We start from the raw sequence: 23464 nt of genomic DNA on the forward strand, positions 1-23464 counted from the left end.
GTGACCCTTCTCGTGCGGTGATGGCAGGATCGAGACATGCAGGAGCAGTGGTCGCAGCGGGCAGACGCTGCGGAGGGGGCCGTCGTTGCGCGGCATGTGCGTCGGCTGTGGGCATTGCCCGGCACTGCGCTCGCGGTCGTGGCCTGGCCGCCGGTTCGACGCGAACGCATGTACTTCCACTGGCACTACTGGTGGCAGGCACATCTGTTGGATTGCGCCGTCGACGCGGCCAGTCGTGAACCCACCGCGAAGCGACGTCGTCGACTCGCCAAAATCGCGCGCGCACACCGCATTCGGAACATCAGTGGATGGACCAACAACTACTACGACGACATGGCGTGGCTCGGTCTCGCGCTCGAACGGGCGCAGCGGCTGCACGCCGTCGACAATCGCGGCGGTATCCAGGCTCTCGAGATGGAGCTGTTCGACGCGTGGTCACCGGAATCCGGTGGCGGAATTCCGTGGCGGAAGGGTGACACGTTCTTCAACGCACCCGCGAACGGGCCTGCGTCGATCCTGCTTGCGCGCGGAGGCCGGTTGTGGCGCGCGCAGGCCATGGCGGATTGGATGGACGCCACCCTGCGTGACCCCGCGACGGGCCTGATTCTCGACGGCATCAGGGGAAGCGGCGATCTGGACCGAGCTGTGTACAGCTATTGCCAGGGCGTCGTGCTCGGCGTCGAGACGGAACTCGCCGTCCGGGTCGGCGCGTCTCGGCACCGCGAGCGTGTCCATGCGTTGGTGAACTCGGTCGACACGCATCTGTGTCGCGAGTGCGTGATCGTCGGTGGTGGCGGGGGAGACGGCGGCCTGTTCGACGGCATCCTCGCCCGCTATCTCGCTCTCGTCGCGACGTCCCTGCCGGGTGATACCGACGAGGACGAAAGGGCCCGCATGCTGGCCGCGTCGATCGTGCTGCGGTCGGCCGAGGCTGCGTGGGAGAACCGGCTGGAAGTCGAGGATCACCCGCTGTTCGGTGCGTCGTGGGAGACCGAAGCGCGGCTACCCGGTCCCGGGCACACGGTGGCCACGTTTTCGGGTGGGACCGTGCGTTCGTCGGCCGTGCCGGAGCGCGACCTGTCGGTCCAGCTCAGCGGTTGGATGCTCATGGAAGCGGCGTACACGGTGTCCGCTGCGGGATACCGATAGGAGCTTTCGTCATGACAGGAACCGGGCCGCGGACGTCCTGGAACCCGACGGTGTACCACCGGTACGCCGACGAACGCTCGAGGCCCTTCTACGATCTGGTGCAGCGGGTGCAGCACGCATCGCCCGTCGAGGTCGTCGACCTGGGGTGCGGTACCGGCGTGCTGACCGCGACGTTGACGCAGCGGTGGCCCGACGCCCGCATCACCGGGATCGATTCGTCCCCGGACATGGTTGCCGGGCAGCCTGCTGATCTGCCGTCGAACGTGACGGTGATCGAAGGAGACATCTCCGATTTCGACGCGTCGAACATCGACGTCGTGGTGTCCAACGCGGCACTGCAGTGGGTGCCCGAGCATCGCGAACTGATCACCCGTTGGGCCGAGCAGCTGAATTCAGGCGGCACCGTGGCCTTTCAGGTTCCTGCCAACTTCGACGCGCCGTCACACGTGTTGATGCGTCGCCTCGCCGAGTCGGACGAGTGGGCGCCGGTGCTCTCGGGAGTACTTCGCGGGACCGACAGCGTCGACCGCGCCGAGCAGTACGCGTCGGCGCTGATGGGTGCGGGCCTGGCCGTCGATGCGTGGGAGACGTCGTACGTGCATGTGCTGCCCGGGGCCGATCCGGTACTGAACTGGGTGCGCGGCACCGGGTTGCGGCCGGTGCTGGACGCGCTCGACGACGAACAGCAGCCGCGTTTCGAGGCGCAGTACGCGGAGTTGCTGCGGGAGGCCTACCCGTCGACTCCGACGGGGACGCTCTTCCCGTTCCGGCGGGTGTTCGTCGTCGCCGAGAAGAACTGAACTACTCGAGGACTTCCTCGACCTCGACGACTTCTTCCGGTCGTGCCATTTCTTTTCGGTACTGCCAGATTCCGACGCACGTGCCGACGACGAGAAGCACGATCATCGCGATGAGGACGGCAGGCAGCAGCCACGGCACCTTCTCCAGGAAACTGCCGAAATAGAATCCGACGAGCAGAAGAACCGGTGCCCAGATGATGGCGCCCAACGTGCTCGCGATCGTGTAGCGACGGTGATTCATGTTGGCCGCGCCCGCGACCATCGGGCACAACGTGCGCACCCACGGGATCCACCGCGCGACCAGGACGGCCCAGAAGCCGTGCTTCTCGAGCAACACGTTCACCTTGTGCAGGTTCTTGGTGTTGAGGTACTTGCCGTTCTTGCGCGCGACGAGTTTGGATCCCGTTCTGCGGCCGATGACATAGCCGACCTGGTTTCCTGCAATGGCGGCGATCATCGCGCCCGCCGACAGCGCCCAGATGTGCCCGGTGCCCGACGCGTGCGTAGCCATGACGATGCCTGCGGTGATGAGCATGGAATCGCCGGGCAGGAACAAGCCGATGATGACCGCGCACTCGAGAAAGACGAACGTGACCACCACGATCCAGACCACGAGTGGCCCTGCGGTTTCAAGAGGACCGAACTGGCCCATCGACTGAATCACTGTTCTTGCATTCGCGATCTAGGAGTTGGGGTTGTCCTGCTGCGCGTCGATGGCGTCCGTGGCCTCCGACAGCGGCGTCTTGCGAGCCTTGACGAATCGCTTGCCGACCTCGATCGCGATGGGCAGCACCGAGACGAGAACGATGATGATGAAGATGATGTCGACGTTGTCGCGGATGAACGCGATCTGGCCGAGGAAGTAACCGAGCAGGGTGACGCCTGCACCCCACACGACACCACCGACGATGTTGTAGGTGACGAAGATCGAGTACTTCATCTTCGACGCGCCTGCGACGACGGGGGCGAAGGTGCGCACGATCGGCACGAAACGGGCCAGGATGATCGTGATCGGACCGTGCTTCTCGAAGAACGCGTGCGACTCGTCGATGTACTTCTTCTTGAAGAACTTGGCGTCGTCCGACTTGAAGAGCGCCGTTCCGCCCTTGCGGCCGATGAAGTAACCCACCTGGTCACCGGCGATAGCGGCGATGGGGATCAGGATGATCAGCGTCCAGATGGAGGCGAACGGTTCGACCTCGGTGGACTTCGACGCGGCGATCAGGCCTGCCGTGAACAGCAGAGAGTCACCGGGAAGGAGAGGGAACAGCAAACCCGACTCGATGAAGACCACGAGGAGCAGTCCGACGAGCACCCAGGTGCCGAACGAGTTCAGCAGGTTGACTGGATCGAGAAAGCCGGGCAACAAAGCCAGGTTCGTCGTCACGGATTCCGAGGCAGCAAGAAGACTCACCGCGCCCACCTTACCGGCCGAACCTGGGAGAACCTGAACGACAGGTGTCGATTTCCTTCGCGACGTCTGTCCGTTTCGTCCTGATCGGGACTGGACGCCTCCGGGTGGGTAGCGCGACAGCCCGGGCCAGGGCTTGCCATACTGCAGGAGACAATCATCTGCTTCACATTGGAGGAATGACGCCGTGCCGATCGCAACTCCCGAGGTCTACGCAGAGATGCTTGGCCGGGCGAAGGAACACCAGTTCGCATTCCCGGCGATCAACTGCGTGGGATCCGAGTCCATCAACGCCGCAATCAAGGGCTTTGCCGACGCGGGAAGTGACGGCATCATTCAGTTCTCGACCGGTGGTGCCGAGTTCGGCTCCGGCCTCGGCGTCAAGGACATGGTCACCGGCGCGGTAGCGCTCGCCGAGTTCGCGCACGTCGTCGCCGCCAAGTACGACGTCACCATCGCGCTGCACACCGACCACTGCCCGAAGGACAAGCTGGACACCTACGTCCGCCCGCTGCTCGCCATCTCGCAGGAGCGCGTCGACGCAGGCAAGAACCCGCTGTTCCAGTCGCATATGTGGGACGGTTCCGCGGTGCCGATCGACGAGAACCTCGAGATCGCCAAGGACCTGCTCGCCAAGGCGGCAGCTGCGCGCATCATCCTCGAGATCGAGATCGGTGTCGTCGGTGGTGAAGAGGACGGCGTCGAGGCCGAGATCAACGACAAGCTGTACACGTCGAACGAGGACTTCCTGAAGACCGTCGAGGCTCTCGGTGCAGGAGATGCGGGCTCGCGCTACCTGCTCGCTGCGACGTTCGGCAACGTCCACGGCGTCTACAAGCCGGGCAACGTCAAGTTGAAGCCGTCCGTGCTCGCCGACGGCCAGAAGGTCGCCTCCGAGAAGCTCGGCCTGGCCGCCGGTTCGAAGCCGTTCGACTTCGTGTTCCACGGCGGATCGGGATCGCTGAAGAGCGAGATCGACGAGGCCCTGGAGTACGGCGTCGTGAAGATGAATGTCGACACCGACACCCAGTACGCGTTCAGCCGTCCCATCGCCGGCCACTTCTTCACCAACTACGACGGTGTGTTGAAGGTCGACGGCGAGGTGGGCAACAAGAAGGCCTACGACCCGCGCAGCTACCTCAAGAAGGCCGAGGCCGGTATGACTGCCCGCGTCGTCGAGGCGTGCAACGACCTCAAGTCCGCAGGTCGCAGCGTTTCGGCCGGCTAGCCGGCTCGTGAGTGGGAATGTGTAGCCCGCTGCACATTCCCACTCACATGCGGCGTCAGCCGCACATCTTCCAACTCTCGCCCTCGAGGCGTAGATCGAAGGTCCGTGGAGAACGATCGGCGGCGTTCGCGGCCGTGTACGCGGTGACCTGGGCAATCGCGGTGTCGTCCGTGATCTGGACCGCGTCGATGCTCTGGACCACCGGGATGCTGCCCTGCTCGACGGCCACGCGGTGCACGTCAGCGAATTCCGCGTCGGGAATGTCTCGATAGAACGTCGCCAGATCTCCGCACGTCGACGACCGCAGCGTTGCCAGATCGCCCGTCGTCAGGGCCTGTGTGAACGTCTCGATCGACGACCGGATCTGCGCCTCCTCCGAGGATCCCCGGTCTCGGGACATGTACGCGAACGCGACGGCGCCCGCAGCCACGATCACGACGAGTGCACCGACGAACGCCATTACCCAACGGCGCCCGGACGAGCTGCGTTTCACGCGTTCCGGCTGACTCGGTTCGATCCTCTGCGGCCTCGCCTGTGGCGGCAGCGTGTCGAGCCGTGGCGGTATCTTGCGCGGCGGCACCTTCGGTGACGGTTTCCTCGATTTCGGAATCGCCTTGGTCACGGGCTCGTCCGCCCGCGCCTCCGCTCCGTTTTCATCGTCCGACACGCCTGCTCCCGATCGACCGCCACATCTGCATCGCCAGATCTTAACGAGCAAGCCGGTGGTGGCCCGGAAGCCGCGCGGGGTGAAGGGGCACAATGGACCCCATGACTTCATTCGGTGACTTGCTCGGACCGCAGCCGACGCTGCTCCCAGGGGACGACGAGGCTGAGTCCGCGCTCCTGAATCACGAGGACCCGGCTTCGGTCGCGGCGAACCACCCGACGGCGTCGATCGCATGGGCGTACCTCGCGGAAGCCGCGCTGGAGTCCGGCCAGACCATCACCGCGTACGCGTATGCGCGGACCGGCTATCACCGCGGCCTGGATCAGCTGCGTCGCAACGGATGGAAGGGATTCGGGCCGGTCCCGTACAGCCATGAACCCAACCGAGGATTCCTCCGCTGCGTCGCCGTCCTCGCCAAAGCCGCCCGCGACATCGAAGAGAACGACGAGTACGCGCGGTGCCTCGACCTCCTCGAAGACAGCGACCCGAAGGCAGCCGAAGCTCTCGGTCTCGGCTGATCGGCTGCGCCCGAACGCCAGGCGAGGTCGGGCGCGCATCAGGGCCGGGCGCACCCGGTTGCAGCTGTCGTTGCTTCCGATCGTTCAGTGCGCGCTCGCGGCAGGCGTGGCGTGGTTCGTGGCAACGGACATCGTGGGGCACACGCATCCGTTCTTCGCGCCTATCGCGGCCGTCGTCTCTCTCGGAATCTCGCTCGGCGCTCGCATGCGCCGGTCGGCCGAGCTCGTCGCCGGAGTCACCGTCGGAATCGGCGTCGGCGATCTGATCATCTCGGCCATCGGCAGTGGCCCGTGGCAGATCGCCCTCGTCGTCGCGTTGGCGATGTCGACGGCCGTATTTCTCGACGGCGGCCCCATCATCGCGATGCAGGCCGGCTCGTCCGCGGTACTCGTCGCGACGCTCATTCCGCCGGGAAATTCCGGCGGAATCGACCGCATGGTCGACGCGTTGACCGGTGGTCTCGTCGGCATCGCGATCGTCGCCCTCATTCCGACGCATCCGGTGTGGCGTGCGCGCAAGGATGCGGCCAAGGTCCTCGGCACCGCAGGTGACGTGCTGCAGAAGGTCGCCGACGGTCTCGTCGCCAACGATCCGAAGCCGATCGAGGAAGCGCTGAAGAAGGCGCGCGCGACGCAGTCCGACATCGACGCGCTGCGGACGAACATCAAGGGCGGTCGCGAGATCGCGCGACTCTCGCCGTTGTACTGGGGTCACCGAAATCGGTTGGGCGAGCTCGCGAGAACGGCCGACCCCATCGACAACGCCATCCGCAACATCCGCGTGCTCGCGCGTCGGTCGCTGACGCTCGTGCGTGACGACGAGATCCTCGACCCGCGTCTCGTCGACGAGGTCGAGAAGTTGGCTCATGCCGTCGATGTCCTCCGCAAGATGATCCTCGCCGATCCCGGCCAGCAGCCCGACGCGGCCGAGGCTGCTCGGGTGCTGCGAACCGTTGCGGCCGGAGCGAAGCCGGAACTGATCAGGAACGCAGGATTGTCGGCGACGGTCGTGCTCGCGCAGCTGCGGTCGATCATCGTCGACCTGTTGCAGGTCGCCGGCCTGAAGCGGATCTCCGCTCTGGCGACGTTGCCGCCGACCGTCGAGAACCCGGAGGTGAAGCCCGACCCCTGGTGACATGAGCCCATTGCACACATGCGCATGTACGCATATGGTGAGCCCGGCAACTACTTCGACCAAGGGGAGACATGGGCGCCGGACACGGGCACGGTCATGGCATCACGGGCGCAGGCGAGTCGGCGGCGCCGTCGACCAAGCGGATACGCAACATGGTGATCGCACTGGCGATCCTCGTGGCCTTTCTGATCCTCGAAGCCACCGTCGCGCTGATCATCGACTCCCTCGGTCTGCTCGCCGACGCCGGACACATGCTGACCGACGTCCTCGGAATGTCGATGGGTCTCGTCGCGCTCCTACTCGCCAGGAAGGGCAGCGCCGTCGCGGCTCGCACGTTCGGGTGGCATCGCGCCGAGGTGCTGACGGCCGTCGCGAACGCAGTGCTGTTGCTCGGCGTCGCCGCGTTCATCATGTACGAGGCAATCGACCGGATCGGCGACGCGCCGGACATCCCCGGCCTCGCGATGATCCTCACCGCAGCGGCGGGTCTGGCGGCGAACCTTGTCGTCATGCTGCTCATTCGAGGCGATGCGAAGGACAGCATCGCAGTGCGCGGCGCCTACATGGAAGTGCTCGCCGACGCCGTCGGCAGTGTCGGAGTGCTCGTCGCCGGCTTCCTGCTGCTCGTGTTCGGGTGGACATGGGCGGACATCGTCGTCGGTGTTCTGATCTCGCTGTGGGTCATCCCGCGCGCGGTGAAGCTCGCAGGCGCGGCGCTGCGCATCCTCACGCAGGCGAGCCCGGGACACGTCGACGTCGAGGCCGTCGAAGCGGATCTCGCAGCGCTGCCCGGAGTGGTCGGGGTGCACGACCTGCACGTCTGGACGCTCACCACGGGCATGGACGTCGCGACCGTGCATCTCGAGTGCGACGGGTCCAGTTCGGTGCTGCTCCAGCGCGCGAAGACCGTACTCGCGACGTACGGTCTCGACCACGCGACCGTTCAGGTCGAACCCACTGCGCACGGGTCGACGTGCAAGGACGAACTCACTTGGTGAACGTTTTCACCCCGCGACCCGGCCGCCACAGGTCGATCTGCATGTGATCGTCGACGAGTGATGTCAGCACCACTTCGGTGATGTCCAGGTCGAACACGTTGTACGGAGTCAATTCCGGCGGTGCGGCGTCGAAGATCTTCTGCAGTTCGACCGGGTCCGTCAACTCGACGGCAGTGCCGGAAATCTTCGCGTCGCCCCCGTCCATCGAATGATGACCGGGGTTGCTGTGAATCGCATACCGCGAATCTCTGCGGAGATCTTGTACTTTCAGCGCGTTCAGCATGGAACCGAGTCGTAAGGTCTTCTCGCCGATCTCCACCTCGGTGCCGCTCACTCGCGGCGATCCGTCCTTACGAAGTGTCGCGAGGACGTGATGTTTGTGAGCGGTGAGGCGTGCGGCTACCGCCTTCGCCAGGTCGGGTGCATCGGTCTCGAATTGTCTCCAGGAAGCCATGACGGAATTGTGCAGCCTGGTCACTGACATCGTGTGTCAGTAATATTCGCGTGGTGCGTTCGTCGAGACTTTTGCAGCTGATGCTGACGCTGCAGCACGGCCGCGCGACGACCGCACAGGCTCTCGCCGACGAGGCAGGAGTGTCCGTGCGCACGATCTACCGCGACATCGCAGCACTCGGCGCGGCCGGAGTGCCGCTGTGGACCGAGTCAGGACCGGGCGGCGGCGTTCGACTTCTCGACGGTTGGCAGTCGAAATTGACCGGCATGACCGGCGTCGAGACGTCCGCGCTGATGTTGCTCGGGGTCCCGTCGATCGCGGCAGACCTCGGGCTTTCCGACGCCACCGCGGCGGCCGAGAACAAACTCCTCGGCGCGTTGCCGATGCCTCTTCGGGCAGGCGCTCAGGTGTGGCGCGAGCGTCTGTATGTCGACGCTCCAGGCTGGTTCACCGAGCCGGCGGCCAACGAGCATCTGCCGACGATCAGCACGGCCGTACTCACCGGACGACCGATCGAGCTCGGTTACCGCGGATCGACCAGGCGGGTCGACCCGTTGGGCCTCGTGGCGAAGGCCGGAGTCTGGTACCTCGTCGCACGTCGCGAGTCGACGGTTCTGTCGTACCGAGTGGACCGCACCTCGAGCGTCGAACTTCGGGACGGCCAGGTCGAGCGTCCCGACGGGTTCCATCTCGCGACGTGGTGGGCCGAGTCCACGGCGAAATTCGACCGCGCGTTGCTGAAATTCGACTGCCGCGTCAGGCTGTCTCCTGCTGCGGTCCACATGCTGCGGGGTGTGATCGGGCGAGAGGCGACGCCTGATCCGATGCCTGCTCGAGGCGCCGACGGCTGGACGACGACGGATCTGAGGCTCGAGACGTTCGACGTCGCGCTGAGTCAGGTGACCGCTCTCGGCGTGGGTGTGGAAGTGCTCGCCCCGGCCCGGCTACGTCGGGCGCTGCGTGCGGTCGCGCTCGAGATGGCAGACCGGAACGCCTGACGTCACAGCCAGAACCGCATCAGATAGTTGCCGTACTGCGCGTAGATTTCCGGAACCCCCGAGAGCCCGAAAAGCCAGTAGATCGCGCCGAAGAATGCCGCGTTGATCTGCGGGACGAACAGGAACGCAACGAGAATCAGAATGCCGTAGGCCTTGAAGTTCGCCAGAGCGCGTCGCGTCTCGTAGGACAGCGACGGTTCGAGTGCGGCATACCCGTCGAGACCGGGGACCGGCAGCAGGTTCAGCACGGTCGCCATGACCTGCAGGAACGCGAGGAAGCTCAGGCCCCACCAGAACGCGAGGTGGTCGCCGTCCGTTCCGAACAGGCGGATGACGACCAGGAGAACGACGGCAACGATCGCATTGGCGGCGGGACCGGCCAGCGAAATGCGGCGCTGCACTTTGGGCGCGAACATCCCCTGACGCAGGTACACCGCCCCGCCGGGAAGTCCGATTCCACCGATCGCGATGAACACCACGGGCAGCACGATCGACAGCAGCGGGTGGCTGTATTTGACGGGATTCAGCGTCAGATACCCGCGCAGCTCGACTTCACGGTCACCCGCGCGATACGCGGTGTACGCGTGGCCGAACTCGTGCAGGCAGACCGTCACGATCCAGCCGGCGAGAACGAGCACGAACACACCGACGCGCGCCGAGACGGCCGTCGGCGACGATGCGGTCCACGCGACGACACCACCCGCGACAGCGGCGACGACCACCGCGAGGAAGACCGGGCTCGGTCGGACCGAGCGTCGAATCGGCGAGATGCTCACCGGACCAGCAACCACTCCTGGTCGTGGCGGTAGAACGTCGACCGCTTGACCTCGCGGTCGCCCGGGACGCCGTCGCGAACGAGCTGAGCTGCCATCGCGCCCAACTGCATCGCGCGTCCGGCCACCCAGCGATACCGGAAGAGGCGGCGTCGACCCGTCACACGTGCCTTCAGTCCCGGCATCTCCGGTGTGGGTACCACCTCGACTCCGGGTGCGGTACCGGAGAAGAGTTGCGTGTCGTCGACGTACGCCTCACCTTCGAGCCGCTCACCGGAACCGTGGACGACGGCCCGGCCCACCACGGCCTTGCCTGCGTCGTCGCGAATGAGCGGCGTGGGCGTCGCGGTTCCGGTCATCGCCACCTTGGCCGCGCGTGCGCCCGTCCCGAGGCGGTAGATGTGGCATGCCGCGGTGGCCGAGTCGGGAACGTAGGCGAGTTCGACGTGCAGACGCTCGGTCCGCATCAGCCTCGTCAACACGGCCGCCAGTGCCGCGTCGTCGCCGAGGACGATGACCCGAGCATCGACGACCGTCCCGATGGCCGAGAACAATGCATCGCACTCCTCGACGGTCGGGATCGGAGATGCGGAGGTGAGGGGCACGTCGGTCAGTGAAATGGGCACAGGCGGAGTGCCGCACTGGAAGACGAACGGCGTCACAGTGCTTGCCCTACCGACGGTGCCCGCCAGATCGGACGAGAACGTGCGCGCATGTTTCTCACTGTGCTCCTAGAGGCCGTTGTTCGACGTCCACCGTAGCGTCAAGTGGTGTCCGGGCCGGTGCGGAGCCGGAACGACACACGGACTCGGCTAGACTGACCCCCCGGCCTGCCCTTGCGTCTGGCAGCAACCATCGCCCGAGACACAGCACGCGAAACACACCAGGAGAGCACATGCCGGCGATAGTCCTGATCGGCGCCCAGTGGGGCGACGAGGGCAAAGGCAAAGCGACAGATCTGTTCGGCGAGCGGCTGCAGTGGGTCGTCCGCTACCAGGGCGGCAACAACGCCGGCCACACGGTTGTTCTCCCCAACGGTGACAAGTTCGCGTTGCACCTGATTCCGTCCGGCATCCTGACTCCTGGCGTCAAGAACATCATCGGCAACGGCGTCGTCGTCGACCCGGGTGTGTTGCTCGACGAGCTCGCCGGCCTCGAATCGCGCGACGTCGACACCTCCGGCCTGCTGCTCAGCGCCGACGCGCACCTGATCATGCCGTACCACGTGGCCATCGACAAAGTGACCGAGCGCTTCCTCGGCGCGAAGAAGATCGGTACGACGGGACGCGGCATCGGCCCCTGCTACCAGGACAAACTCGCCCGTGTCGGGGTGCGTGCCGCGGACGTTCTCGACGAGAAGATCCTGACGCAGAAGGTCGAGGCGGCGCTGGAGTTCAAGAACCAGGTGCTGTCCAAGATCTACAACCGCAAGGCTCTCGATCCTCAGCAGGTCGTCGACGAGGTGCTCGAGCAGGCGGAGAGCTTCAAGCACCGCATCTCGGACACTCGCCTCGAACTCAACCTGGCACTCGAGCGTGGTGAGACGGTTCTGCTCGAAGGATCGCAGGGCACGTTGCTCGACGTCGATCACGGCACCTATCCCTACGTCACGTCGTCCAACCCGACGTCCGGTGGTGCCGCGGTCGGTTCCGGTATCGGCCCGAACAAGATCTCGACCGTCCTGGGCATCCTGAAGGCCTACACGACGCGCGTCGGGTCCGGCCCGTTCCCGACCGAACTGTTCGACAATCACGGCGAGTACCTCGCGAAACAGGGTGGAGAGGTCGGCGTGACGACCGGTCGCGCGCGACGCACCGGATGGTTCGACGCCGTCATCGCTCGTTACGCAACGCGTGTCAACGGCATCACCGACTACTTCTTGACGAAGCTCGACGTCCTGTCCAGCCTCGACACCATTCCGATCTGCGTGGCCTACGACGTCGACGGGGTTCGCCACGACGAGATGCCGATGACGCAGACCGGTTTCCATCACGCAAAGCCGATCTACGAAGAGATGCCCGGTTGGTGGGAGGACATCTCCGGTGCGCGCACGTTCGAAGACCTGCCCCAGAACGCGCAGAACTACGTGCTGCGTCTGGAAGAGCTTTCAGGTGCCCACATTTCGTGCATCGGTGTGGGTCCTGGCCGCGACCAAACCATCGTGCGTCGGGACATTCTCGGTTCCTGATCCGCCGCGCCCTTGGCCCCGCAGCATTCATGCTGCGGGGCCTTTCTCGTTCTGAACCGCGGATCGGCAGGTAACGAATTGGATAAACCTCGTGGTCGGTTTCAGCCGATCGGGTCGGGTAGGTGTGCGCCTGCGGGCGGAGCGTCGGGCATCGTGAGGTTTTCGCGTTACTGCATTCGAACGAACGGTCAGCTTTACACACCGTCGCAGCATGTAACGTCCGGTTGGTAAAAAGCAGTCAAAAATACCTTTTACCTTTTTCCTTTGCGTCGCTAACAGACCCCTCGGTACCTGCGAAACAATGGACGACGCACCAGGTGCGCGGGCCGGCATCGGCCACCCGACCCGAAGAAGCTGGGTCTCCTCATCGGCCTGAGAAAGCTCGGGCCCACACGAAGAGAGAATCGTATGAACAAGGCAACAAAAGGCGCCGTAGCAGCGGGTGTTTCGGCCGTACTGCTGCTCGGTGGTCTCGGGTCCTTCGCTCTGTGGCAGGACACCGAAACCGTCGGTGGCGGCGAAATCAACTCGGGTGAGCTGAATTTCGAGCCGAGCGGGGCGCCGGGCGTCTGGACGGACATCTCCGTCACGCCGAACGTCGTCATCGGTGCCGATCCGTCGGGATACCTCATCGTGCCGGGCGATGTTCTCACGTACGACACGACGTACACGGTCAATTCGGCCGGTGAGAACATCGCGGCGACGATCACCGCGGACTTCACGGGCATCGGTGGTGGAAACGAACTCGCCGCCAGGTTGAACCCGCAGGTTTCCGTCGACGGCGGTCCTGCACTGGCCAGCGGGTCGGCTGTACCGCTCCCGTTGACATCTCCCACCCAGACGATCGAGGTAACGGTCACCATCACCTTCGACGAGACGACTCCGGATCTGATCGCTCAGAATCAGTCGGTGAACCTGAACGATTTCACCCTGACGCTCGATCAGGTACGTCCCTGATCGCTGACCTGTGATCAAGCACGGCCGATACTGGGCCCTCGCAGCCGCGTCCGTCGTCGTGGTGGTCCTCGGATCAGCACAGACGACGGGCGCGTTGTGGCGTGACGATGCCGCGGTAAGTGGGGGCACCATCAACTCCGGCACCTTGGACATCAAGGTCGGACCCACGGGAGCCGAGGTGAACGACTACGTGCTTGCTGCGTTGGGCTCGACGAACCTCGGACCCAACGGGTTCTCTCAGGCGCCGCTGTCCGTGAAGAACGCGGGCACGGTCCCGTTCGGCTATCGCTTGCAGACGACAACGGTGACGGGGACGGTTCCATTGACGCTGACCGCGAGTATCGTTGCCGCGACCGCGAACTGCCCGTCGACGGTCGACCCGACCGGGGCGACGCAGTTGTACACCGGCAATGCAGCCGGCGCGCAGGCTCCGCTTGCACCGGGGTCCAGGGTGCTTGCACCCGGAGCCGGTGAGGTCTGGTGCTTTCGTCTCGCGGTCGGGGTCGATCCGCCGAAGAACCAGTCGTCGACCGTGAAGTTCTCGTTCCGGGCGGACCAGACATGAGTACCGAAGACACCGACGTCATCCCCGTGGTTCGGGCTGAGAAGCCAGTCGACGATCGCACGGGTGTGTGGTGGTGGGTCAGTCGCGTCGTCTCGTATACCTTGCTTGCCGCAATGCTTTTCGTGCTTGCTGTGACGGTCGTCGTTCCGCGCGTGTCGGGTTCGACGCCGTACACGATCCTGACGTCTTCCATGAAGCCCACCTACCCACCCGGAACTCTCGTCGTCGTCAAGCCCGCCGATCGCTCGGAGCTGACCGTAGGCACCCCGATCACGTACCAGATCGAGTCGGGCAAGCCCGATGTGGTGACGCACCGAATCGTCGCGACGCAACAGTCCGGCGGCGGCGTCACGACGTACGTCACACGCGGCGACAACAATGGATCCGACGACGAGAACCCAGTGCAGATCGGTCAGGTTCGCGGCAAGGTCTGGTATTCGGTGCCGTACATGGGTTACGTCAACAACTGGCTGAACGGCGAACAGCGCCGAATCACGGTGACAGTCATAGTGATCGGCCTCGCCGGGTACGCGTTGTTCATGTTCGTCGGAGCTGGACTGGATCACCGGAAGAAGCGGAGGGCGGCGTCGTGAACAAGGACGTTGCCGTGCCCTGCGCAATTGTGGTCACGGCATTGGCGATCGTGGTCTTGCTCGGGACCGGCTCGGCTCGGCCGGTGCAAGCGGTCGGGTACAGCTACGACGGCGTGACGTGGGAGCATGTACTTCCTACTCCTCTGTTGGACAAGCAGATTCGATGGGTTCCCGGTGATCGGCGCGACGTGGCCTTCCATGTCTTCAACGACACGGACAACGATGGACGTATTCAGGTGCAGGTTCGGACCGACAACCGAAAATTCGGCGAATCCTTGACGGTGTCGATCGACGGAACGCCGTACTCGTCGGGGTGTGGAGCTGTGTTGGTGGGCGCGCACGAGAAGCGTCGTATCGGGGCCACGGTCGATATGGCTGTGAATGCAGGAAATGCAACGCAGAATGCGCAGTCGGTCGTGGAATTGATGGTGCGCTGGGACAACGAGGACGACGTCGAGTGCGCGACGGCCTCGGGTGAACGGGAAGGTGCGTACTCGTGATGGCGCGTCATACGGAGAAGCGCAGTGTGGTGTCCCGGGTGGGGGCGGCAGTGATCAGCGCCCGTGCCCGAGCCATCATGTCGATCGGCATCGTTCTCGGCCTGGGTGCGGTGGGAACCCTTGCAGCGTGGTCGGATACGTCGACGGCGACGTCGGGTACCTTCACGACAGGAACGATCGACATCACGATCGGTGACACGGCGCCGGGTGCGGACAACGTCACGCTGACGTCGTTGTCGAGCACGGGCATCGCTCCGGGCAACACGGTGTCTGCTCCGCTGACGGTCCGCAACAACAATTCCGTGCCGTTCACGTACACGATTTCGGTCGTCGCGAGCAATGCGACGCTGGGTGCCTTGCTGAACACCTCGGTGTACGCCGGATCAGCGTGTACGGGAACGGCATTGAGCACGGTGTCGGGTCTGTCTCCGTCGAAGTTCTTTCAACAGGCATCTCCCGCCGGTAATTTGAGCAGGCCTCTCGCGCGGAACGCCACCGATCCGCTGTGTATCAGCGTGACGATGCCGTCGACTGCTACAGCGCCGGCAACGCCTGCGTCCGGGACATTGACCTACTCGCTCGTGGCGACGTCGTCGTAGATGAGTACCGACGCAGTGCGAGTCGATGCGCACGATCAACGGAACCGACGATGGGTACGCGAAACCGCGCTCACCATCGGAGCTTTGGCAGGCCTGCTGTGCGTTCTGGTGGCGTTGTCCGCGTTCGTGTTCGGTGTGACCCCGCTGGTGTTCAGGTCTGGGTCGATGTCACCGGCCATCGAGACGGGCGCGCTGGCATTGAGCAAGAAGACGCCTGCCGTCGACGTGCGTGTGGGCGACATCGTGAACGTCACCGATGCCGCGGGAAACGGCATCACTCACCGCGTCGTCGAGATCGGGGCGGCCGGAAGCGACAGCGTGGAACTGTTCCTGAAGGGTGATGCGAACGCAGATCCCGATGCGCAGCCGTACGTCGTCTCGGAAGCAGGCAGGGTCCTGTTCAGCGTGCCGAAGCTGGGCTACGCGGTGACCTGGCTGAGTGGGCCTGTTGCAGTGTTCGCGGGTGGGGTGTTCGTCGGGGTTCTGCTGATGATCGCGTTCAGGCCGCGGGACGGTGAGCGGGCGTCGACCGACGACGAACCGGAATCCTTCGGTCGTCACAGCAAGATGCCGATGTCGGTGTTCGCGGTGCTGGCCACGATCGGTGCGGTCGGCTTGTCGTCCTCCAACCCTCCAGTTGCATTGGCCGCACCTCTGACCGACACCTCGACCGTGACGAGCGGGACGTTTGCCACTGCCTTGCCGAGGCCGGCAAGTTTCACGTGCACTTCAGGAGGGAGCCTTCTGAACCCTGCAATACTCACGTGGCCGAACAACCCCACGTACAGCTATCGGCTGGACTTCACGCCGACGACGAGCGGGCTGACCAACCCGATCGTTCTCGCTCCGGCTGCCGGTGCCACGAGGACGTACAACACATCGAGCTTGAGCACCCTCCTCTTCATTGGAACGAGGACTTTCACCTTGCGCGCATTCATCGGAACGAACATTTCACCACCGGCATCGGTTACTCAATCGGTCAACTGGACAACCGCTCTGGTTACAAGTTGCGCAGGCAGTGCGCCGTCGCAGACGAACATCGCCGCCCGCCTGGCACCGCAAGCCGCCCAATCGACCACGACGACCCCGTCGCCTTCGTCCACAACGCAAGACCCCACTACGACGACGCCTCCGCCTGCGACGACAACCCCGCCCACCGCGACGACGACCCCGCCCACCACGACAACGCCACCCGTCACGACGACAACCACGACCACCCCGGCCCCAGTCCCCGCGGACCTGATTGCACCCCAGACCTCCCCGTCGGGCTCGGCGGTGGCGAAGGTGGTGAGCGTCGACGGTTCGCCGACGCTGCAGATCACCGACTCGTCCGGCGAGGTTCAGTACAGCGGACCGATCACGTCGTCCGCGGAATACGGCTACGGGGTGGCCTGGGCGTCGGGCGACCAGTTGTGGCTCCTCGGACCGAGCCAGTTGGTCCGGCTCGACGGCGGGGCGTCGGGGTGGACGAGGACCATCGTGGAACCGACCTCACCGGACATACCCGCGGAAATTGCTTCGCGACTGAATTGATCTTGAAGTCCACCAGACAATCTGGGTAATTCGCGGGCTTTGTTGCAGAATTGGGCGGACAATGGTCGCCAGGCGATGCTAGGGAGGGGCGGGCGATGTCGAATTCTTACAACGGTCTGGACGTGTTCGAGTTTCAATTCGATCGATTCGGTTACGAGCACTCGTGGATCGGTGAACCGACCGGCGAATTCATGCTCGGACCGAACGGTGGCGGAATGATGGAGTTCGCCAAGGCTACGGTCTTCGCTCTTCCCGACGGCGGTGCGCACGAGGTCCACGGCGAGATTCTCGACTGGTACATGGCACACGGGGGACCGTACGGGCCTCTCGGCTACCCCATCAGCAACGAGAAGCCGACTCCGACGGGCTATGGCAGATACAGCTTGTTCGAGCGTGGATCGATCGGGTGGTTGCCGGAAACCGGTGCGTTCGCGATCGGTACGCCCGAGGACGATTCGTTGAATTCCAAATCCGGGACGGACGAAACGGAGTCGATTGCTCTTTCGGCTTCCGCCGTGTCGATTTCGGCTTGAAATACCGCACGTGCGTAAAGAGAGCTTCGGAAAAGAATCGCGGTTTGTTATCGGTCGAATATCCGACCGCAGATAATCGAAACCGAAGTGCAAGTGCGGTCCGACGCCGATCCGTCTGCAACGAATCTCAGAACAGCGTCGGTTCACCGAAACCCGCGACGCGCTCGATCGCCAGGATCTTCTCTTTCGTCGACGGTCCACCCGGCGCGGAGAAGCCGCCGACCTCGCGTCCGCCGCCGAGGACACGGTGGCACGGGACGATGATCGGCACCGGGTTGCGGCCCAGCGCTCGGCCGACGGCCTGAGCGGCCCGAGGTCGGCCCAGCCGCGCTGCCACTGCACCGTAGGTGAGCGTCGCGCCTCGGGGGATGCTACTGGTCACGTCGTACACAGCACGATCGAATTCGGACACACCCAGCACGACGGGTATCGCGGAGAAGTCCGCGGGCGAACCGTCGAGCAGTAGGACGATCTGCATGGCGGCCCGTTCGGCTGTGCCGTCGAGCTCGCCTACGGACCCACCGAACGGCCGCAGGTAGTCGACCAGTCGCTCGTCGGGTTCGGGGAGCGCGACGGCGGTGATCCCATGACCGGACCAGGCGAGGCCGCAGCGGCCAAGGGCGGTATCGAACAGCGCGAACGGCACCAGTCCACTGTATCGGAAATTGGACTTGATTCACGAGGCCGGTCGAGCGAATACTGGCAGGCATGGCCACCCGGGTACTCAACGCAACGTCATTGGCGCGCGATCTAGGTCGATGGCGCACGGACACGGACGGGGCGCCCGGACGGCGACGCACCTCGCGTCCCACCTATCGTGCCCTCGCCGACGGCATTCGATTGCTCGTGCACGACGGCCGTATCCCACTCGGAGTCGGCCTTCCGAGTGAGCGGGATCTGTCGGCGGCACTCGACCTCAGTCGCACGACCATCACTTCGTCGTACGCGGTCCTGCGAGAAGAGGGCTATCTCGTCAGCAAGCAGGGCGCGCGCAGCACGGTCACACTGCCGGACATGGCGCGGCCGAACGGACTTCTGCTGCAGACCAGGGAAGTGGCCGGGCCGGTCGTGGACATGAGCCATGCGGCGATGTCGGCGCCGACGGAGGCGATGACCGACGCGTACGCCTCTGCGCTGCAAGCACTTCCGACGTACCTGTCGACGCACGGAATGGAGCCGATCGGGCTCGCGGTTCTGCGTGAATCGATCGCGCGTCGGTTCGTCGAACGAGGATTGCCGACGACGGCGGACCAGATCATGGTGACTTCCGGTGCGCAGCAGGCAGTTCGGCTGCTGCTCGGAACGCTGACCGCTCCCGGTGACCGCGTGCTGTTCGATCATCCGACGTATCCCAACGCGGTGGAGGCGGTGCGACGCGTCGGCGCCCGGGCGGTCCCGGTGCCGATCGGACCCGACGGTGACGGCTGGGACCTCGATGGAGTACGCAGCGCCGCACGGCAAACCGCGTCGAAAGTTGCGTACATGATTCCCGACTTCCACAATCCGACAGGTCGGGTCATGAGTTCGGAGAGTCGCGCGGAACTCGCCCGAATCGCGCGTGAGGTGTCGATGACGCTCATCGTCGACGAGACGATGGTCGACCTGTGGCTCGACGCACCGCCGCCGCCTCCGGTCGCGTCGTTCGGCCGGGTGTCCGGCACGGACATCGTGACGATCGGGTCGGCGTCGAAGTCGTACTGGGGTGGACTGCGGATCGGATGGATCCGGGCGCACCCGTCGTTGATCAGCCGTCTTGCCGGCTCACGTGCGGCGCACGACCTCGGCACGTCCATCATGGATCAACTCGCCGCCGGGACTCTGCTCGACGACGCGGACAGCATCCTCGAGGTGCGACGCGACCAGTTGCGTGAGCGTCGGGAAGCGCTGGAAATTGCTCTGGCCGAACATCTTCCGGACTGGCGCTACCGTCGGTCCACCGGTGGGATGTCGCTGTGGCTCGAACTGCCGACGCCGGTGTCCAGTGCACTGGCGGCGACGGCGCCGTCGTTCGGTGCGGTGCTGGCCGCGGGCCCGCGTTTCGGTGTCGAGGGCGCGTTCGAGCGGTTCATCCGCTTGCCGTACACCCGCGAGCCGGTGGAGTTGGCGGCCGCGGTGAGCGCGACCGCCGGCGCCTACCGCGCGCTCGCCCCGAATACGGAAGCACGCGAACCGGCTCTCGTCTTCTGACGTGTGCGCGAATGTATAGCCCGCTGTACATTCGCGCGCACGTGTACGTCAGCGCCAGACGCTGTCTGCATCCGTTGCCACCGATGGCGGCGGCGTCGGAATTCCATTGGGAGTGCGGGAGAATCGCGGCGCAGGCCGGTGCTGGGTGACGCCGTCGACCTCGATGAGCGTTTCCCGTGCCTTCAGGTGTGGCTGCTCGGACGCCTCGCCGAAGGTCAGGATCGGGGAGACGCACGCGTCCGTGCCGTCGAAGATCGCCGCCCACTCGTCGCGAGTCTTGGACTTGAACGTGGCGGTGAAGATTTCACGCATCTCGGGCCAGCGTGCACGGTCGCCCTGGCCGGGTGTCGTGGCCGGATCGAGTTCGAGAATCCGCAGCAGTTCGGCGAAGAACTGTGGTTCGAGCGCGCCGACGGCCACGTGCTTGCCGTCGGCGGTCTCGTAGGTGTCGTAGTAGGGCCAGCCGGTGTCGAGCATGTTGACGCCGCGCTCGTCGGACCAGGCGCCGACGCCTCGCATGCCCCAGATCATGTGCGAGAGTGCGGCAGTGCCGTCGACCATCGCGGCGTCGACGACCTGGCCTTCGCCCGACGTCTGACGTTCGAACAGTGCGGCGAGAATGCCGAAGACGAGGAACATCGATCCGCCGCCGAAGTCGCCGACCATGTTCAGCGGCGGCACGGGGCGTTCACCCTCACGGCCGATGGCGTGCAGAACGCCGGTGACGGAGATGTAGTTGATGTCGTGGCCGGCGGACGACGCCCACGGGCCGTCCTGGCCCCATCCGGTCATCCGTCCGTAGACCAGGCGCGGATTACGTTCCAGAGCGACGTCCGGGCCGAGACCCAACCGTTCCGTCACCCCGGGGCGGAAACCTTCGATGAGCACGTCCGCGCGTTCGATGAGCCCGAGAACCTTCTCGATGTCGGCGGGGTCCTTGAGGTTCGCCTCGACGAGAGTGCGACTACGTAGCTGCTGGTCGTGCTCGGCGATCTGTCCGCCGCGCTGCACGCGCACGACGTCGGCGCCCAGGTCTGCGAGCAGAAGCGCAGCGTGGGGGCCAGGGCCGATGCCGGCGAGCTCGACGACACGAAGCCCCGTCAGGGGGCCGTTCTTGGATGAATCCTTGTTCGACACGCGTCCTCGTTCCAGAGCAGGGGAGCAGGGTGAATCGAGGTTAACTTATGATTGGACGTCAAAGCGATAGCGGTATGGATAATGAGCGGGTGAGCGAACGCGACGTGCCTGCCCGTATCGGAACCCCCCTTACCCCCGGCGCTACCCGGGTGATGCTGCTGGGATCGGGTGAACTCGGCAAGGAAGTGATCATCGCGTTCCAGCGGTTGGGCGTCGAGGTCATCGCCGTCGATCGCTACGACAACGCGCCGGGCCACCAGGTCGCGCATCACGCGTTCACGATCGACATGAGCGACGGAGAAGAGCTCGAGAAGCTGATCGACGCGCAACAGCCCGATTTCGTCGTGCCGGAGATCGAGGCCATCGCAACCGACGCCCTTGCCGAGGTCGAGCGACGCGGCCGCACCACCGTCATTCCGACGGCTCGTGCGACGCAGTTGACGATGAACCGCGAGGGCATTCGCCGTCTGGCCGCCGAGGAATTGAGTTTGCCGACGTCTCCGTACGCGTTCGCGGACTCGCTCGCCGAGGTCGAGAGCGCACTCGCGACGATCGGGTTCCCAGCCGTCATCAAGCCGGTCATGTCGTCGTCGGGCAAGGGGCAGTCCGTCGTCCGCGGCCCCGAGGACGTCGAAAAGGCGTGGGACTACGCGTTGGCAGGTGGCCGCGTGGACCTCGGTCGGGTGATCGTCGAAGGATTCGTCGATTTCGACTACGAGATCACGCTTCTCACGGTTCGTTCCGCGTCGGGAACCGACTTCTGTGAGCCGATCGGGCACCTGCAGGAGTCGGGAGACTACGTCGAGTCGTGGCAGCCGCAGCCGATGAGCGACGCCGCCATCTCCGCAGCGCGCGAGGTCGCGGAGAAGATCACGACGGCCCTCGGCGGCCGCGGCCTGTTCGGTGTCGAACTGTTCGTCAAGGGTGACGACGTCTACTTCTCCGAGGTCAGTCCGCGCCCGCACGACACCGGCTTGGTCACACTCCGCACACAACGGTTCTCCGAATTCGAGCTGCACGCTCGTGCGATTCTCGGCCTGCCCGTTGATGTTTCGCTGATTTCACCGGGTGCGTCCGCGGTGATCTACGGAGGTGTCGACGCGGAAGGTATCGCCTTCGAGGGCGTCGCCGACGCGTTGGCCGTGCCCGAGACCGATCTTCGGCTGTTCGGCAAGCCCGAGAGCTTCGTGCGTCGACGCATGGGTGTCGCGGTGTCGACTGCAGGTGACGTCGACACCGCCCGTTCCCGCGCCACCGAGGCCGCGGGCAAGGTTCGACCTGTCAGGTGAGCGCCCTCGGTGAAGTTCTGGTCGGTCTTGCGATTCTCGTCGGGCTGGCCGGGATCGTCGTGCCGGTCCTTCCGGGGACGATATTGATCTTCGCCGCAATCGCGGTGTGGGCCTTCGTGACCGGCGGTTCGGTGGCGTGGACGACGTTCGCCGTCGCGACGCTGTTGCTCGTCGCGAGTGGCGTCGTGAAATACACGTGGCCGGGTCGCCGGATGCGCGACGCCGGTATCCCGACGCGGTCTCTGATCGTCGGCGGGCTGGTCGGGATCGTCGGGTTCTTCGTCATCCCGGTCGTCGGTCTGTTCGTCGGCTTCGTCGCGGGAACCTACGTCGCGGAACTGATCCGAATTCGCAGCGGCGCTTGGCAATCCACCATTCACGCCACGAAGGCGGCAGGCCTGTCGATTCTCGTCGAACTGTTCGGTGCGCTCGTCGCGAGTGGAGTGTGGCTCGCGGCAGTGCTGTTCACCTGACCGGAACTACTTGACCCGGTACCAGGCTCGCGCATTGCCGCCGAGGACGGCGGGCAGGTCGCCGCCGACGGCTTCAGCGACGAGGTCGAGGTCCGATTCGCGGAACCGCCGGGGAGCGCGGGCGCCCGGGAGGTCGGTTCCGAACATCAATGCCGCTGGGTTGACCTGGTGGATCTGCTTCATCGTGTCCACGACGTCCATGTCGACGCGGCCGAATCCCGACGCCTTGACGCGCACGCCCCGGTCGACGAGATCGAGAAGGTACGGCAGACCCTGCCTCGACATGCCGAGGTGATCGACGCTGACGGCGGGCAGTTTCGACAGGATCGGTTCGAGCGACATCAGCATCGACGCTTCGACGTACAACTCGGCGTGCCAGCCGACGAGATCGTGCGCCCGTCGGGCCTGCGACGTCAGCGTCTGGACGTCGGTGGCGCCGCGCTTGAGGTTGAGACGAAGGGCTCGCACGCCTGCCTTGTCGAGGTCGAGGATGTCCTCGTCGGTGGCGTCGGGAGGAAGACTCGCGACGCCGACCCAGCCGTATCCGAGCGTCTCGAGAGACGAGACGAGGAAGCTCTGATCGGTGCCGTGGAACGACGCGCTGATGACGGCGCCTCCAGTGATGCCGAGCCCGTCGGTGTCGCGTTCGTAGTCGGCGATCGTGTACGGCTCTGCCCGTGCGCCCTGATTCTCGAACAGCGGAAACTGCGGATCGAGGATGTAACGGTGGGCGTCGAACACACCAATAGCATGCCAGCTCGGTAATTCCGACTTCCCGG

27 protein-coding genes are annotated in these 23464 nt (G+C 65.0%); 18 read left to right on the forward strand and 9 right to left on the reverse strand.

Going from position 1 to position 23464, the window contains the following annotated elements; genetic code table 11:
• The first annotated feature begins 36 nt into the window (after positions 1-36).
• Both HQ354_RS13480 and HQ354_RS13485 read left to right on the forward strand, forming a co-directional pair.
• The gene (locus HQ354_RS13480) at positions 37-1149 is read left to right on the forward strand and encodes a glycoside hydrolase family 76 protein (protein WP_222634819.1); all 1113 of its coding nucleotides are present in this window, start codon (positions 37-39) and stop codon (positions 1147-1149) included.
• An 11-nt stretch (positions 1150-1160) separates the two neighbouring features.
• Positions 1161-1949, forward strand: coding sequence for a trans-aconitate 2-methyltransferase (locus HQ354_RS13485; protein ID WP_068421887.1), 789 nt, complete (start codon positions 1161-1163; stop codon positions 1947-1949).
• A gap of 1 nt (position 1950) precedes the next feature.
• Here HQ354_RS13485 and HQ354_RS13490 read toward each other — a convergent pair whose 3' ends face one another.
• The gene (locus tag HQ354_RS13490) at positions 1951-2601 is read right to left on the reverse strand and encodes a DedA family protein (protein ID WP_068422244.1); all 651 of its coding nucleotides are present in this window, start codon (positions 2599-2601) and stop codon (positions 1951-1953) included.
• Between the two features lie 30 nt (positions 2602-2631).
• A complete protein-coding gene (locus HQ354_RS13495) occupies positions 2632-3363 on the reverse strand; it encodes a VTT domain-containing protein (protein ID WP_068422247.1) in 732 nt (243 codons plus the stop codon).
• Between the two features lie 184 nt (positions 3364-3547).
• Between HQ354_RS13495 and fbaA the strand changes: the two genes are divergently transcribed.
• Complete coding sequence (fbaA, locus tag HQ354_RS13500) at positions 3548-4588, forward strand: class II fructose-bisphosphate aldolase (protein ID WP_068421889.1); 1041 nt, start codon at positions 3548-3550, stop codon at positions 4586-4588.
• A gap of 55 nt (positions 4589-4643) precedes the next feature.
• On the opposite strand, the gene HQ354_RS13505 is transcribed toward fbaA, so the two are convergent.
• Positions 4644-5255 (reverse strand): hypothetical protein, encoded by a 612-nt coding sequence (locus HQ354_RS13505; protein ID WP_174551354.1) that lies wholly within the window; start codon positions 5253-5255, stop codon positions 4644-4646.
• A gap of 101 nt (positions 5256-5356) precedes the next feature.
• Between HQ354_RS13505 and HQ354_RS13510 the strand changes: the two genes are divergently transcribed.
• The 3 genes from HQ354_RS13510 (at position 5357) to HQ354_RS13520 (ending at position 7906) form a co-directional block, all read left to right on the forward strand.
• Positions 5357-5773, forward strand: coding sequence for a DUF3151 domain-containing protein (locus HQ354_RS13510; RefSeq protein ID WP_222634820.1), 417 nt, complete (start codon positions 5357-5359; stop codon positions 5771-5773).
• A gap of 64 nt (positions 5774-5837) precedes the next feature.
• The gene (locus HQ354_RS13515) at positions 5838-6908 is read left to right on the forward strand and encodes an FUSC family protein (protein WP_174551359.1); all 1071 of its coding nucleotides are present in this window, start codon (positions 5838-5840) and stop codon (positions 6906-6908) included.
• Between the two features lie 71 nt (positions 6909-6979).
• Positions 6980-7906 (forward strand): cation diffusion facilitator family transporter, encoded by a 927-nt coding sequence (locus tag HQ354_RS13520; RefSeq protein WP_222634821.1) that lies wholly within the window; start codon positions 6980-6982, stop codon positions 7904-7906.
• Here the strand turns inward: HQ354_RS13520 and HQ354_RS13525 are convergent.
• Positions 7896-8360: a pyridoxamine 5'-phosphate oxidase family protein gene (locus tag HQ354_RS13525; protein ID WP_222634822.1), complete on the reverse strand. Its 465-nt coding sequence runs from the start codon at positions 8358-8360 to the stop codon at positions 7896-7898. The genes HQ354_RS13520 and HQ354_RS13525 overlap by 11 nt on opposite strands.
• Before the next feature lie 53 nt (positions 8361-8413).
• Here HQ354_RS13525 and HQ354_RS13530 point away from each other — a divergent pair, with 53 nt between their 5' ends.
• Entirely contained in the window at positions 8414-9358 is a 945-nt protein-coding gene (locus HQ354_RS13530) for a YafY family protein (protein WP_222634823.1), read from the forward strand.
• Between the two features lie 2 nt (positions 9359-9360).
• Here HQ354_RS13530 and HQ354_RS13535 read toward each other — a convergent pair whose 3' ends face one another.
• Both HQ354_RS13535 and HQ354_RS13540 read right to left on the reverse strand, forming a co-directional pair.
• The gene (locus HQ354_RS13535) at positions 9361-10134 is read right to left on the reverse strand and encodes a site-2 protease family protein (protein WP_308115237.1); all 774 of its coding nucleotides are present in this window, start codon (positions 10132-10134) and stop codon (positions 9361-9363) included.
• Positions 10131-10793, reverse strand: coding sequence for a hypothetical protein (locus HQ354_RS13540; protein ID WP_222634825.1), 663 nt, complete (start codon positions 10791-10793; stop codon positions 10131-10133). Before HQ354_RS13540 ends, HQ354_RS13535 begins: the two co-directional genes overlap by 4 nt.
• A 233-nt stretch (positions 10794-11026) precedes the next feature.
• On the opposite strand from HQ354_RS13540, the gene HQ354_RS13545 reads away from it, so the two are divergent.
• The 8 genes from HQ354_RS13545 (at position 11027) to HQ354_RS13580 (ending at position 17599) form a co-directional block, all read left to right on the forward strand.
• Positions 11027-12319, forward strand: coding sequence for an adenylosuccinate synthase (locus HQ354_RS13545; RefSeq protein WP_068421905.1), 1293 nt, complete (start codon positions 11027-11029; stop codon positions 12317-12319).
• 408 nt (positions 12320-12727) lie between these two features.
• Positions 12728-13276 carry an alternate-type signal peptide domain-containing protein gene (locus tag HQ354_RS13550; protein ID WP_068421908.1) on the forward strand — a complete coding sequence of 183 codons (549 nt, stop codon included), beginning with the start codon at positions 12728-12730 and terminating at the stop codon, positions 13274-13276.
• A gap of 10 nt (positions 13277-13286) precedes the next feature.
• Complete coding sequence (locus HQ354_RS13555; protein WP_167679117.1) at positions 13287-13841, forward strand: hypothetical protein; 555 nt, start codon at positions 13287-13289, stop codon at positions 13839-13841.
• Positions 13838-14434 (forward strand): signal peptidase I, encoded by a 597-nt coding sequence (locus HQ354_RS13560; RefSeq protein ID WP_068421913.1) that lies wholly within the window; start codon positions 13838-13840, stop codon positions 14432-14434. The genes HQ354_RS13555 and HQ354_RS13560 overlap by 4 nt, the downstream gene beginning before the upstream one ends.
• Positions 14431-14934: a hypothetical protein gene (locus HQ354_RS13565; RefSeq protein ID WP_068421916.1), complete on the forward strand. Its 504-nt coding sequence runs from the start codon at positions 14431-14433 to the stop codon at positions 14932-14934. Before HQ354_RS13560 ends, HQ354_RS13565 begins: the two co-directional genes overlap by 4 nt.
• Complete coding sequence (locus tag HQ354_RS13570; RefSeq protein WP_114327861.1) at positions 14934-15533, forward strand: SipW-dependent-type signal peptide-containing protein; 600 nt, start codon at positions 14934-14936, stop codon at positions 15531-15533. The genes HQ354_RS13565 and HQ354_RS13570 overlap by 1 nt, the downstream gene beginning before the upstream one ends.
• A complete protein-coding gene (locus HQ354_RS13575; protein WP_222634826.1) occupies positions 15534-17066 on the forward strand; it encodes a signal peptidase I in 1533 nt (510 codons plus the stop codon).
• A 95-nt stretch (positions 17067-17161) separates the two neighbouring features.
• Positions 17162-17599: an LGFP repeat-containing protein gene (locus HQ354_RS13580; protein ID WP_084423555.1), complete on the forward strand. Its 438-nt coding sequence runs from the start codon at positions 17162-17164 to the stop codon at positions 17597-17599.
• A 127-nt stretch (positions 17600-17726) separates the two neighbouring features.
• Here HQ354_RS13580 and HQ354_RS13585 read toward each other — a convergent pair whose 3' ends face one another.
• Positions 17727-18245 carry a methylated-DNA--[protein]-cysteine S-methyltransferase gene (locus HQ354_RS13585; RefSeq protein ID WP_167679265.1) on the reverse strand — a complete coding sequence of 173 codons (519 nt, stop codon included), beginning with the start codon at positions 18243-18245 and terminating at the stop codon, positions 17727-17729.
• A gap of 62 nt (positions 18246-18307) precedes the next feature.
• Here HQ354_RS13585 and HQ354_RS13590 point away from each other — a divergent pair, with 62 nt between their 5' ends.
• A complete protein-coding gene (locus HQ354_RS13590; protein ID WP_222634827.1) occupies positions 18308-19786 on the forward strand; it encodes a PLP-dependent aminotransferase family protein in 1479 nt (492 codons plus the stop codon).
• A 48-nt stretch (positions 19787-19834) separates the two neighbouring features.
• Here HQ354_RS13590 and HQ354_RS13595 read toward each other — a convergent pair whose 3' ends face one another.
• Positions 19835-20923, reverse strand: a complete 1089-nt coding sequence (locus HQ354_RS13595) for a CaiB/BaiF CoA-transferase family protein (protein WP_167679268.1) — start codon at positions 20921-20923, stop codon at positions 19835-19837.
• 74 nt (positions 20924-20997) lie between these two features.
• Between HQ354_RS13595 and purT the strand changes: the two genes are divergently transcribed.
• A complete protein-coding gene (gene purT / locus HQ354_RS13600; RefSeq protein WP_167679270.1) occupies positions 20998-22212 on the forward strand; it encodes a formate-dependent phosphoribosylglycinamide formyltransferase in 1215 nt (404 codons plus the stop codon).
• Entirely contained in the window at positions 22209-22685 is a 477-nt protein-coding gene (locus HQ354_RS13605) for a DUF456 domain-containing protein (protein ID WP_167679272.1), read from the forward strand. The genes purT and HQ354_RS13605 overlap by 4 nt, the downstream gene beginning before the upstream one ends.
• Positions 22686-22691: 6 nt before the next feature.
• Here HQ354_RS13605 and HQ354_RS13610 read toward each other — a convergent pair whose 3' ends face one another.
• Entirely contained in the window at positions 22692-23426 is a 735-nt protein-coding gene (locus HQ354_RS13610) for an amidohydrolase (protein WP_167679274.1), read from the reverse strand.
• Between the last annotated feature and the right edge of the window lie 38 nt (positions 23427-23464).

The sequence above is a fragment of the Rhodococcus sp. BP-261 genome (assembly GCF_019835205.1).
Taxonomy (GTDB): domain Bacteria; phylum Actinomycetota; class Actinomycetes; order Mycobacteriales; family Mycobacteriaceae; genus Rhodococcoides; species Rhodococcoides kyotonensis_B.